The organism is Citrobacter sp. HN-141, assembly GCF_033341895.1.
GTDB lineage: Bacteria > Pseudomonadota > Gammaproteobacteria > Enterobacterales > Enterobacteriaceae > Citrobacter.
In genome coordinates, this window is record NZ_JAWPBF010000017.1 from 38,314 (window position 1) to 50,886 (window position 12,573).

Consider the following 12,573-nt stretch of genomic DNA (forward strand, 5'->3'; position numbering starts at 1 on the left):
CGTCTCCGTTACACCTTTTCCACGTTCACGAGGAAGGACTTAAATTCCGGTGTTTGCGTGTTCGCATCACCGACGAATGGCGTTAACGTGTTGGCGATAAAGCCTTTTTTAGCTACGCCTTCGTAGCCCCAGTGAATAGGAATACCGATAGTGTCGATATCCTGACCGTTGGCCTTCAATGTGCGAATACGTTTGGTCACCACCGCCTTGGCCTTAATGTAGCCGCGGTTAGAGGAGACTTTGACGGTATCGCCGTGGGAGATGCCCAGCTTATTCGCCAGCTTCTCGCCAATTTCCACAAACTGTTCCGGCTGTGCGATGGCGTTAAGCAGCGCATGTTTGGTCCAGTAGTGGAAGTGTTCGGTCAGACGATAGGTTGTTCCGACGTACGGGAACTTATCTGCTTTACCCAGTGCTTCTTCGTCGCCTTTAAAGATACGGGCGGCAGGGTTAGAGATAACGTTCGGGTGCAGCGGGTTAGTTCCCAGCGGCGTTTCAAACGGCTCGTAGTGTTCCGGGAACGGACCTTCTGCCATCTTATCGATAGCAAACAGACGTCCCATCCCTTCAGGCTGCATGATGAATGGCCCAACGTTGCTGCCCGGTGCGGCGGCGCTGTAGTCCGGAATATCCATCCCGCTCCATTTCGCCCCGTCCCATTTCAGGATCTGACGTTTTGGATCCCACGGATTCCCCTGCGGGTCAGCGGAGGCGCGGTTATACAGAATGCGTCGGTTAAGCGGCCATGCCCATGCCCAGCCCAGCGTATTGCCAAGACCTGACGGGTCGGCGTTATCGCGACGGGCCATCTGGTTGCCTTCCGGCGTCCAGCTACCGGCGAAAATCCAGCAGCCGCTGGAGGTAGTGCCGTCGTCACGCAGTTGGGCGAACGAGCTCAGCTGTTGGCCTTTCTTGACGATAACCGCACCGGTTGCCGGGTCGGTAATATCGGCCAGCGCCTTACCGTTACTCTCCATCGCCACTTCTTCCGAAGCCGGTTCGTGCGGGGTGGAGTAGTTCCAGGTCATGCTCAGCACCTGTTCCGGGTTCGCACCACCTTGTTCGGCATACATCTTACGCAGACGCAGGAAGATACCGGCGAGGATTTCACCATCGGTAACGGCAATCCCTGGGGCATCCGCGCCTTTCCAGTGCCACTGCAACCAACGACCGGAGTTGACGATAGAACCGTTCTCTTCGGCAAAGCAGGTGGATGGCAGACGGAACACTTCAGTCTGGATTTTCGACGGGTCAACATCGTTCGACTCACCGTGGTTCTGCCAGAAGGTGGAGGTCTCAGTGTTGAGTGGGTCGATGGTCACCAGAAACTTCAGTTTAGACAGTGAAGCCACCACCTTGTTTTTGTTCGGGAATGAGGCGACCGGGTTAAAGCCCTGGCAGATATAGCCATTCACTTTGCCCTGGTTCATCATCTCGAAGTACTGCAGCACGTCGTACCCTTTATCCCACTTCGGCAGCCAGTCAAAGCCCCAGCTGTTTTCTGCTGTCGCCTTATCGCCAAAGAAGGCTTTCATCATCGAAACGAAGAATTTCGGGTAGTTGCCCCAGTAGTTCACCTGGCCTTCCAGCAACGGTTTTGGCGTGTTGGCGGCAAGGTAGGTTTGCAGGTCGGTTTGTTTCTCGCTTGGCAGCGTCATGTAGCCTGGCAGGCTTTGTGACAACAGGCCTAAGTCAGTCAGACCCTGAATATTCGAGTGACCGCGCAGGGCGTTAACGCCGCCGCCAGCCATCCCCATATTGCCAAGCAGTAACTGGATCATCGCCATGGTACGGATGTTCTGCGCACCCACGGAGTGTTGTGTCCAGCCCAGGGCGTACAGGAACGACGCGGTTTTATCTTTTACGCTGGTTTCTGCGATGTACTCACAGACTTTCAGGAAATCAGCCTTCGGCGTACCGCAGATGTTTTCCACCACGTCCGGCGTGTAGCGGGAAACGTGCTGTTTCAGCAGATTCCACACGCAGCGCGGGTGTTGCAGCGTAACATCGCGTTTGGCGAAGCCTTTTTCATCCAGCTCGTAGTTCCAGCTGGTTTTGTCATACTTGCGTTTGTCCGCGTCGTAGCCGGTGAACAGGCCATCTTCGAAACCGTAATCCTCACGCACGATCAGACTGGCGTTGGTGTAGGCCTCAGTGTATTCGCGGTTGAATTTTTCGTTGTTCAGCAGGTACAGCAAAACGCCTGACAGGAAGGCAATGTCAGTACCAGAGCGAATAGGAGCATAGAAATCAGCCACCGCTGCGGTTCGCGTAAAGCGCGGATCGATAACAATCAGCTTCGCACCGTTGTGAATTTTGGCTTCCATCGCCCAGCGGAATCCGACAGGGTGAGCTTCAGCGGCGTTACCGCCCATCACCACAACGAGGTTGGCGTTTTTAATGTCGACCCAGTGGTTGGTCATCGCACCGCGACCAAATGTTGGAGCAAGACTTGCTACCGTTGGTCCGTGTCAGACGCGTGCCTGGTTGTCGACCGCGAGCATACCGAGTGCGCGGGAGAATTTTTGCGTTAAATAGCCGGTTTCGTTACTGGAAGCGGAAGCACACAGCATCCCGGTGGAAAGCCAGCGGTTAACGGTTACGCCTTCAGCGTTTTGTGCAACGTAGTTAGCGTCGCGGTCTTCTTTCATCAGCTTAGCGATGCGGTCAAATGCCTCATCCCAGCTAATCTGTTGCCACTTATCTGAGCCTGGTGCGCGGTATTCCGGGAATTTCAGGCGGCTTTCGGAGTGGATGAAATCCACCAGACCGGCCCCTTTCGGGCAGAGCGCGCCACGGTTGACCGGGTGATCCGGGTCCCCTTCGATATGGAAGATGGATGCTTTGGCGTTTTTTGCGCCGTCACCGAGGCTGTACATTAACAGTCCACAGCCAACGGAACAGTAAGTGCAGGTGTTACGGGTTTCACGGGTGCGCAGCAATTTATATTGCCGTGTTTCCGCGAGCGCTACGCCGGGTGCAAAGCCCAGTGCCGCTGCCGTGGTGCCTGCCATACCGCCAGCGCAGATCTTAAAGAACTGCCTTCTGCTGACCTGCATGGTTCGCTCCTTGTTTCGACATTGTCACGTTCCCTTCGCTTTTCTTTAACGCGATCGCGAGGGAAGTGGTTGTTATTTTTCTTTGCGGACGGGACCGCAAAGGTCCAGAATTGGGTGAATTTCCCTCCGTCCAGGAGGGGTTTGTAAAGAATACCACAATGTTGGTATGTGTGTTCCAATATGGTTAAAAGAAAGTGAATAAAATCCATCAAGAAGAAGTCAAAAATGTGATGAATTGTGCAGGATCGCGTCAGTTGACCCTCTGGAAGCGCGAGGATTTGCAACATCCTCAGCCTGATGAGGTTGCTGAAGAAGTACCTGTGGCGCTGGTATATAACGGAATTTCGCACGTGGTGATGATGGCATCACCGAAAGATCTTGCGCACTTCGCGATGGGTTTTTCACTTTCTGAAGGCATTATTGAGTCCCCGCAGGATATTTACGCGATGGACGTAGTGCCCTCCTGCAACGGATTGGAAGTCCAGGTTGAGCTGTCCAGCCGTCGCTTTATGGGGCTGAAGGAGCGTCGTCGGGCGCTGGCCGGACGTACCGGCTGCGGCGTTTGTGGCGTGGAGCAGCTCAATGACATTGGCAAACCGGTCCAGCCTTTGGCGTTTACCCAGACGTTTAACTTGGCGAACCTTGATACCGCATTACGACATCTGCACGATTATCAGCCCGTGGGACAGCTTACAGGCTGTACGCACGCTGCGGCCTGGGTACAGCCATCAGGCTATCTGGTAGGGGGTCATGAAGACGTGGGCCGTCACGTTGCGCTGGACAAACTGCTGGGACGACGCGCAGTGGAAGGGGAAAGCTGGCAACAGGGCGCGGTGTTAGTTTCCAGCCGCGCCAGCTACGAGATGGTGCAAAAGTCGGCGATGTGTGGCGTGGAGATCCTGTTTGCTGTCTCTGCGGCGACAACGCTTGCCGTGGAAGTTGCCGAACGTTGTAACCTGACGCTGGTGGGTTTTTGCAAACCGGGCAGGGCGACGATCTACACGCATCCGCAACGTCTGATCGCGCTGTGACGCCACCAGGCGGCCAGAATGCTGCCTGAAAATGCCAGCTCCATGATTACGGCAACTGGCGAGCCGACAATCACATTGTTCAGTAGCCAACACAGGCTACCGCACAATGTGTAACTCCGTAGTTTTCCGCTGTGTTTTTGAAACGACGCAAAGGTCATCGGCAGGCTTCCCATCAGCGGCAAAATACTCGACAGATTTTGCCAAAGATAAACGCTACACAGCAGCGATCCCAGCATAAATCCCCACATCGCCCAGCGGTGAAACGTGACGATGGCCGTCGCGTAGCGGCATGCGGCAATGATCATTAACCCAGCCGCAGCGTGTTGATCCAAAAGATAGAAATGTATAGCCAACAGGGAAGTGGAACTGGTGAGCAGAGATAAGGTGATAGCCCGGCGCTGAAAATGAAAAGCGGAAATATCCAGCAAAAAGCTGATGCCAGCCAGAATCTGAGAGAGGAGAAATGCGTTCATAATGTGCGCCAACAATTGAAGAGTGACGGGACAATAATCGACGCATCAACGTAAGGCGTTAACCTTTGTTAAGACGCTGGCGAATACGAGACAGGCTAACGGGAGTAATGCCGATATAGTTGGCGAGATCGCGCTGAGTGAGCTGAGACTCCCAGTCCGGGAAGTGTGTTTGTACGTACTGGTAGCGTTGCTCTGGGGTATTGAGCAGCAGCATTTGCTCTTTTTTCTCTTTGTAGATCAATTGCTGGACCAGTAGCTGAGCCTTAATATCCTGATTTTCCGGCGCATCCAGCAACGCCAAGGGGATTTCAGTGGTTTCTCCTGCGGTTATCATTTGCAGACTGTAATCGGCAGGTGTGTTAGTTAGCCAGTTCAGGTACAGAAAGCAGTACTCCCCGGCAAAGTAGAACTCTTTAACCCTTTCAACGCCGCTGTCTGCGTGATACACCGCACGAGCCACACCATGATGTAAAAGATGAATTTTACTTTGCGGTTCACCCTGACGCAGTAACCAACTTCCCGCTGGTTGCGTTTTTCTTCGGCTGCCTGCAAGCCACTGTGATTCCCGATTATGTGACATCTTGTCTCTCAAATAATTTGAATAAGAATGGCAAATCCTTCCGCTTTTAGTTGTGTGATATGAAGACTACTATTTATCACATCAAGGCACGGTGCCTTACTCAAACAACTAAGTGAAAGGGTTTATATCATGAAAAGCATCAAAACTTTTGTCGCAGTTATCGCTCTCGCTACTTCTTTCGGTTCTTTCGCTGCTCAGACTGTTACAGCGACCGGTTCCACACTGGAAAGTGCTGAAGCTAAAATTGCCGCCCAGGCTGAACGTGCGGGCGCCAGCGATTATAAAATCACTCAGGCTTACACCGGTAACCGTGTGCATATGACCGCTGAACTGCTGAAATAAGTTATCTCAGTACGGTAGAAAGAGCGCCCCAGGGGCGCTTTTTTAGTTTATACCCGCCATTCGTAGCAATGCGGTCACCACTGCGGCAGCGACGATCACCACGATTAGCGGCGTCTTACGCCAGGCGAGAAAGACCGCAAAACCCACACCGAGTACGCGCGCCATGCCGGCAAAGTGTTCGCCTTCATAAAAGGTGGTTGCCAGCGCGACGGAGAACAGTAATACCGTTGCGGCATCAGAAAGCAACGCCTGTGAACGTTCAGAAAAGGCTAAGCGGCCTCCCAGTTTTACTCCCCCTAAGCGCATTAAATATGTGCCCAAAGACAGCACGGCAATCCCGACGATAAACAGCGTCATGTTACCCATTATTTTTTCCTCGCCAGTAGGCCAAACAGTGAGAGCAGTACCGGCAAGCCTACCGGTGCGAAAGGTACGGATGCGAGTGACAATGCGGCCCCGCTACAGGCACGGATGAGCGTGGTGCGGTTTTTAAAGGCCGGAACCACTAAGGCCAACAAAATGGCAGGGAAAACGGCATCCAGCCCAATGGTTTCAGGCGCCGGGAGCAGCTTACCGACACCGGCACCGATCAGTGTGCCAATCGGCCAGAAAATGGCGACGCCCAGACCGCATAACCAGTAGGCGGCTTTACGTTGTTCCGGTGTTTTCTGCGACAGGCCGAACACCACGCTTTCATCGTTCATGATATGGCAGCCGAGAAAGCTGGCGGCGCGAGTGCCGACCAGATCGCGTACCGTCACGCCAAACGGCACATGTCGGGCATTCACTAGTAACCCGGCGGCGGCGGCTGCCAACGGATTTCCGCCGCTGGCGATAATACCGATGAACATAAATTCAGAAGCCCCGGCCAGCACGGTAATCGAGAGTACAAAGGGCACCCACAGCGGGAAGCCGTAAGCCATTGCCAGCGAACCGTAAGACATGCCTACCACGCCGACGGCCAGGCACACTAAAAATATCGCTTTGATCGTGTCGCCTTTGAGGCTGGAAAAATAATGTTTCATACTGTTTTAGCTATATCGAACGAATTTCCATTATAATGAACGGAACAGAATTGCATTACAAGGTCGAACGATTCGTTCGATATAAAAAACACAGAGTCGAATATGACCCAGCCCATCAGTATGATCGCGAAAAGCCTTGTGCGTGAACGTCAGCGCACCGGTTTGTCATTGGCAGAGATTGCCCGTCGCGCAGGGATTGCAAAATCGACACTCTCGCAATTGGAAGCGGGCAATGGCAATCCTAGCCTGGAAACGCTCTGGTCGCTGTGTGTGGCGTTAGATATTCCCTTTGCTCGCCTGCTGGAGCCGCAGGAACAAAAAACGCAGGTGATTCGCCGCGGTGAAGGGACAAAGGTGGTGGCTGAACAGGCCCACTATCAGGCCATTTTACTGGCCGCCTGCCCACCGGGGGCGCGGCGGGATATCTATCTGCTGCTGACGCAGCCGGGCGCGGATCGGATTTCACAGCCGCATCCTCCGGGATCGGTTGAACACATCATCGTGACGCAGGGTAAGGCGATGGTAGGATTGACGGAAGCGCCGGAGGAGTTAGGCGAGGGGGACTATATTTGTTACCCCGCCGATCGGGCGCATATTTTTAAAGCGCTGGAGCCTGACACCCAGGCGATTCTGGTTTCTGAGCAAAACTAACGGTTATGTTGCGTTGTGCCGGATGCGGCGCGTTAGCGCCGCATCCGGCCTACAAGACTACTGCAAATAAAACACTTCTTTTAGCTCTGCGCTAACCGGGCTGTTGTCCGGGTTTGCTGGCATTACGTCACGCATATGCTTCCACCAACGTTGGCAAACGTCGGTGCTGGCAACGGCATTCCAGCGTTCTTCGGACTCAATCTCAACGGTGGCGAACAGCAGATTGCGCGCCTGATCGAGATAAATCGCGTAGTGATGGGCACCGTGCTCTTTCAGCACCACTTCCAGTTCTGGCCAGATGGGATTATGACGGCGCTGGTATTCAACGTGCGCGTCGGCATTCACCTGCATCACAAAGGCCTTGCGGATCATAACGCCTCCAGATACAGCTCGCGGACCTCGTCGCGGCTGGCGGTGCGCGGGTTGCACGGCGCACACGGATCGGCCAACGCTTTATCCAGCCAGCCTTCAATATCCTCTTTCGTCACGCCAAGGGAGCTAAAGCCCGCAGGAATACCGACACGCTTGCTGAGTGCACGAATCGCGTTGATGGCCTCCATACTTGCCGCTTCATCGCTCATGTCACGGGTATCGACGCCCATCGCCTGCGCCACGCGGGCAAAGCGCGCCACGGCATTCGGGCGGTTAAAGTTTTCGATTACCGGCAGCAGGATGGCGTTGCAGATGCCGTGTGGCAGATTATGGGTTGCGCCCGGCTGGTGCGCCAGCGCATGCACCAGACCCAGACCAGCGCTGTTAAATGCCATCCCCGCCAGATACTGACCAAACGCCATTTGCTCACGAGCTTCGAGGTTATGACCGTCGTCGACCGCTTTTGGTAGCCACAGGTTGATCAGGCGAATCGCTTCCAGCGCGTTAGCGTCGGTGAGCGGATGCGCGCCAACGGAAACATAGGCTTCCACCGCGTGGGTCAGGGCGTCCATACCGGTTGCGGCGGTGACGGAGGCCGGGATTTCCAGCATCACGCTGGCATCATCCACGGCGATATCCGGGATGATGTTCGGATCGATAATGACCTCTTTGACCTTACGCGCGGAATCAATAATCACTGCATTGCTGGTCATTTCCGCCGCCGTACCTGCGGTGGTGTTAATGGCAACCAGCGGTACGCCCGCATTTTTCACTTTTCCCACCCCGGAGTACGCCGTGGAGGGGCCTGGGTTAGCGGTCAGGATCTTCACTGCCTTAGCGGTATCGATTGGGCTACCGCCGCCGAAAGCAATAATGTAGTCGCACTCTGCGTCCTGATAGGCGGCATAGCCTTTTTGTACCAGCTCTTCGGTCGGGTTCGGGAAGACGTCGTCGAACAGATGGTAAGACATTTGATGTGCATCCAGTGCCGCAAACAAACTATCCAGCAAACCCAGTTTCACCAGTTGGCCATCGGTGACGATCAGCGCTTTGCCCCATTGTTTGTTCGCCACAAGGCTCACCATATCGCGGATTGCCCCTGCGCCATGCAGACTGATTTTTGGTAGTGCCAACATAAAGCTCATCACTATTCTCCTTAACAATAAAATCCTGTAGACCGGATAAGGCGAAGCCGCATCCGGCGTTAAGTGGGGAGGTATCAGTACAGCTCTATGGCGCTTGCCAGCGGGGCCACGCCAAAACGTTTGCCGAGTGCGATCAGCTCTTCACGCGTGATGGTTTGCTTCATACCGCCCATCGAATAAATTTTGACTAACACCTCAGCGGATTTTTCTGCGGTGTCGATCAAGCCGAACGCTTCGTCGAGCGTTGGCCCACTGCCGAATACACCGTGGAATGGCCACAGTACCAACGAGTGTTGCTGCATTTCCTGCGCGGTAGCCTGACCGATTTCATCGGTACCCGGCACCATCCACGGCAGAATGCCGACGCCATCCGGGAATACGACCAGACATTCGGTGCTACCTTCCCACAGCTTACGGGTAATCAGTGCCGTGTTGTTTTCCAGTACGTAGGTCAGGGCGATCAGATTGGTGGCGTGGCAGTGCATGATTACGCGGTCTTTGCCGTTGGTGGCTTTAATGCGTTCACAGTGAGAGAGGAAGTGGGCCGGCAGTTCTGAGGTCGGCACGGCTTCATGGGTCAGACCCCACAGGATGTGATAACCCGCGCCGTCGCTGTCAATTTTCACCACGCCTAAATTGGCGGCCGGGTCGAGCTGAACATTACGGAAGAACTTGCCGGAACCGGTGACGATAAATGAGGTGTTCGCCAGCATCGGCATTGGCTGACTCAGCGCGATATAGCGCGGTTTTTCATGGAAATCAGCGCTAAATGGCGCAATATCTACTTCATCAAGACGTAACGTCAGGTTACCGCCGTTGCGTTCATCCCAGCCTTTCAGCCAGGCATCGGAAGTCGCTTTGATCATCCCCTGGACGAACCAGGACGTGGTAATGTTTTGCATGTCGGTGTTCCTGTTTATTGCCCGAACGTTATCGGGTCTTACGCAGGCCGGATAAGCGAAGCGCCATCCGGCAATCGTGTTTCATTCGTTGCCGGATGGTGACGCAGGGCGCCTTATCCGGCCTACAAGCCTGGCGTCACGCTTAGCGACGTTTGCTCAGAATCTCTTTTTCATAAGCGCGCACACTTTCCAGCCACTGGCTACCGGCCGGGGTGTCGTGACGCTGGCAGTACATCTCCCAGACGGCTTGCCACGGCAGCGATTTTTGTTCTTCCAGCAGGGCCAGACGGGCGGTGTAGTCGCCGCTGGCTTCGAGCTGACGTAACTGTTCGGTTGGTTCTAACAGTGCACGTAACAGCGCTTTTTTCATGTTGCGGGTACCGATAACCCATGCGGCAATGCGATTGATTGAGGCGTCGAAGAAGTCGAGGCCAATGTGTACGCGGTCGAACAGGTTGTGGCGCACGATCTCACTGGCAATCGCCTGAGTTTCATCATCCAGCAGCACCACGTGGTCGCTGTCCCAACGAACCGGACGGCTGACATGCAGCAGCAGGCGCGGTACATACAGCATGGCGGCGGAGATTTTGTCGGAAATTACTTCTGTCGGATGGAAGTGACCCGCATCCAGACACAGCGCAGTCTGGCGGCTGGTGGCGTAACCCATGTAGAACTCGTTAGAGCCCACGGTATAGCTTTCCGCACCGATGCCAAACAGCTTGCTTTCGACGGCATCGATATGGTGCGCCGGGTCGAGTTTCTCGCTGATCACTTCGTCCAGTGCGTCCAGCAGACGCTGGCGCGGCGCTAAACGGTCAACAGTGATGTCTTTCATGCCATCCGGGATCCAGATGTTCATCACCGATGGTGTGCCCAACTGCTCGCCAAAATACGCCGAGACGCGACGGCTGGCTTTGCAGTGATCGATCCAGAACTGGCGAATGGTGTCATCGGCGTGCGCCAGCGTGAAGCCGTCAGCGCTCAGCGGGTGAGAGAAGCAGGACGGGTTGAAATCCAGCCCTAACTGGTTCGCTTTCGCCCACTCAACCCAGTTTTTAAAGTGCTCAGGTTTGATTTGGTCGCGGGCAACCGGTGTATCCGATTCCAGATAGATCGCGTGCAAATTCAGACGTTTGGGTCCCGGAATCAGGCTTAGCGCTTGCTCCAGATCGGCCCGCAGTTCGGTGGCGTTACGCGCTTTACCCGGATAGTTACCGGTAGCCTGAATACCGCCAGTGAGCGAGCCTTCCGGGTTTTCGAAACCGGCGACATCATCGCCCTGCCAGCAGTGCATGGAGACCGGCAGACGATCGAGCTGGCGTAAGGCCGCCTCGACATCAATGCCTACCGCGGCGAAACGTAGTTTTGCCAGTTCCCAGGCTTGTTCAAGTTGAGTGGTCATGCGCAAAGCTCCTTTGTCTGTCGTAATGGTTGAAACTGCGCTTTGTGGCGGGCAATTTCACTTTCAGGATTGGGGATGAAGGTTGTCAGGTCGTAGTTAGCGCGTACCACCTGGCGGAAATCATCAACGTTGTTTAGCTCATCCAGCGTCATCAACTGGACGCCAATATTGCCGAGCGTGGAGGCCTCAATAGGCCCTGATATGACGCGAATACCGCAGGCATCCGCGCAAAGTTGGTTGAGTAATGCGTTCTGGCATCCACCACCGACGATGTGCAGTTGGTGAAATGCTTCGCCGCGAAGCTCAGCCAGTTCCTGCAGGATATCGGCGTACAGCAACGCCAGACTGTCGAAAATACAGCGCGCCAGTTCGGCATCCTGCATCGGCACAGGCAGGCCAGATTCGCGGCATGCTGCCTGAATTTCCGCGCTCATGTCGTCAGGATTGATAAAGCGCTCGTCGTTGGGGTTAATCAGAAACTGGCAGGCCGGCAGCACCTGGGTTTGGGCGATAAGCGCAGGCAGGTCGGTTATCTGCCGCTCTTTTAACACGCGCTGAAGTAGCCACAGCCCCATGATGTTTTTCAGCACGCGGTAGCGTCCTTCCGCGCCGCCTTCGTTGGTAATATTCGCCGCCAGTGCCGCATCGTTGGCATATGGGGTTCGGCTTTCAAACCCCATCAGTGACCAGGTGCCTGAAGAGAGGTATGCGCTGTGTTTATCGGCCAGCGGTGAAGCGATCACCGCGCTGGCGGTGTCGTGGCTGGCGACGGCAACCACCGGGATTTGATTTTTCTGCGGACAAATCCAGTGACCAATTACGTTCCCCGGATGCGTGGGGCGGCCAAACCACGCTTTGTCGGCACCGCTCCAGGCCAGTAGGGTTTCGTCCCAGTCGTCGGTGTTGATATTGACTAACTGGGTGGTGGTGGCGTTGGTATATTCCCAGTTCATTTCTCCGGTCAGGCGATAGCTGAAGTAATCGGGGATTAGCAGGGCATGCGCCACCTGGGGGATCAGTTCCGGTTGCTGTTCGACCAGCGCGCGGAGCTGATACAGGGTATTAAAGGGCAGAAACTGAATGCCGCTACGGCGATAGATTTCACTTTGACCTGGCTGCGTCATGGCCCGCGACATAATGCCGTTCGTGCGGCTATCGCGATAAGAGACTGGCAATCCGACACGCTGACCGTTTTTATCGATCAGGACATAATCCACGCCCCAGGTATCAATGCCGATGCTGTCGATCCGAATGCCTTGATCGCAGACTTTCTGCAGACCGAGGCGAATGTCGTTTTCCAGGCTGTCGATGTCCCAGGTGTCAAAACCGTCTGTTTTTTGCAGGCAGTTAACAAAGCGGTGGATTTCACGCAGTGTCAGGGTACGGTGTTCACTGTCGTAACGCGCCAACATTACGCGTCCACTGGATGCACCGAGATCAACAGCGACACAATGGCGAAGAGTCATAGCAAGGTCCTTCTGAGTTTCATTGCACTCAGTCTAAGAACCCGTGAAATGGCGTACCTTCTTGTTAGTGACAACGACAATAAGCGGCTGGCAGCATGGCAAAGGTGAACGTGATAGCGTTCACA

General features: G+C 54.8%; 13 protein-coding genes. 3 read left to right on the forward strand and 10 right to left on the reverse strand.

Features of this window, described 5'->3' with window-relative positions:
- Window positions 1-8 precede the first annotated feature (8 nt).
- Window positions 9-3,059 (reverse strand): formate dehydrogenase-N subunit alpha, encoded by a 3,051-nt coding sequence (gene fdnG / locus RYZ59_RS19155; protein WP_318050145.1) that lies wholly within the window; start codon window positions 3,057-3,059, stop codon window positions 9-11.
- 230 nt (window positions 3,060-3,289) lie between these two features.
- Here fdnG and fdhD point away from each other — a divergent pair, with 230 nt between their 5' ends.
- Window positions 3,290-4,090, forward strand: a complete 801-nt coding sequence (gene fdhD, locus RYZ59_RS19160; protein ID WP_411961736.1) for a formate dehydrogenase accessory sulfurtransferase FdhD — start codon at window positions 3,290-3,292, stop codon at window positions 4,088-4,090.
- Here the strand turns inward: fdhD and RYZ59_RS19165 are convergent.
- Complete coding sequence (locus tag RYZ59_RS19165) at window positions 4,057-4,563, reverse strand: YgjV family protein (RefSeq protein ID WP_318050148.1); 507 nt, start codon at window positions 4,561-4,563, stop codon at window positions 4,057-4,059. The two genes, fdhD and RYZ59_RS19165, sit on opposite strands and share 34 nt — an antisense overlap.
- 58 nt (window positions 4,564-4,621) lie before the next feature.
- On the reverse strand, window positions 4,622-5,143 hold the full coding sequence (locus RYZ59_RS19170; RefSeq protein WP_318050150.1) for a Crp/Fnr family transcriptional regulator: 522 nt from the start codon (window positions 5,141-5,143) through the stop codon (window positions 4,622-4,624).
- Between the two features lie 129 nt (window positions 5,144-5,272).
- Here RYZ59_RS19170 and RYZ59_RS19175 point away from each other — a divergent pair, with 129 nt between their 5' ends.
- Window positions 5,273-5,485, forward strand: a complete 213-nt coding sequence (locus RYZ59_RS19175; RefSeq protein ID WP_003825262.1) for a DUF1471 domain-containing protein — start codon at window positions 5,273-5,275, stop codon at window positions 5,483-5,485.
- Between the two features lie 42 nt (window positions 5,486-5,527).
- On the opposite strand, the gene RYZ59_RS19180 is transcribed toward RYZ59_RS19175, so the two are convergent.
- Both RYZ59_RS19180 and RYZ59_RS19185 read right to left on the reverse strand, forming a co-directional pair.
- Window positions 5,528-5,851 (reverse strand): AzlD domain-containing protein, encoded by a 324-nt coding sequence (locus RYZ59_RS19180; protein WP_318050152.1) that lies wholly within the window; start codon window positions 5,849-5,851, stop codon window positions 5,528-5,530.
- Complete coding sequence (locus RYZ59_RS19185) at window positions 5,851-6,510, reverse strand: AzlC family ABC transporter permease (RefSeq protein WP_318050154.1); 660 nt, start codon at window positions 6,508-6,510, stop codon at window positions 5,851-5,853. Before RYZ59_RS19185 ends, RYZ59_RS19180 begins: the two co-directional genes overlap by 1 nt.
- A gap of 102 nt (window positions 6,511-6,612) precedes the next feature.
- Between RYZ59_RS19185 and RYZ59_RS19190 the strand changes: the two genes are divergently transcribed.
- Entirely contained in the window at window positions 6,613-7,161 is a 549-nt protein-coding gene (locus RYZ59_RS19190; protein WP_003825255.1) for a helix-turn-helix domain-containing protein, read from the forward strand.
- Window positions 7,162-7,218: 57 nt separating this feature from the next.
- Here RYZ59_RS19190 and rhaM read toward each other — a convergent pair whose 3' ends face one another.
- The 5 genes from rhaM to rhaB form a co-directional block, all read right to left on the reverse strand.
- A complete protein-coding gene (gene rhaM / locus RYZ59_RS19195) occupies window positions 7,219-7,533 on the reverse strand; it encodes an L-rhamnose mutarotase (protein ID WP_318050157.1) in 315 nt (104 codons plus the stop codon).
- Window positions 7,530-8,678, reverse strand: a complete 1,149-nt coding sequence (gene fucO / locus RYZ59_RS19200) for a lactaldehyde reductase (protein WP_318050159.1) — start codon at window positions 8,676-8,678, stop codon at window positions 7,530-7,532. Before fucO ends, rhaM begins: the two co-directional genes overlap by 4 nt.
- A 74-nt stretch (window positions 8,679-8,752) precedes the next feature.
- Complete coding sequence (gene rhaD / locus RYZ59_RS19205; protein ID WP_318050161.1) at window positions 8,753-9,580, reverse strand: rhamnulose-1-phosphate aldolase; 828 nt, start codon at window positions 9,578-9,580, stop codon at window positions 8,753-8,755.
- Window positions 9,581-9,722: 142 nt separating this feature from the next.
- Window positions 9,723-10,982, reverse strand: coding sequence for an L-rhamnose isomerase (gene rhaA, locus RYZ59_RS19210; protein ID WP_318050162.1), 1,260 nt, complete (start codon window positions 10,980-10,982; stop codon window positions 9,723-9,725).
- Entirely contained in the window at window positions 10,979-12,448 is a 1,470-nt protein-coding gene (gene rhaB / locus RYZ59_RS19215; RefSeq protein ID WP_318050164.1) for a rhamnulokinase, read from the reverse strand. The genes rhaA and rhaB overlap by 4 nt, the downstream gene beginning before the upstream one ends.
- Window positions 12,449-12,573 lie beyond the last annotated feature (125 nt).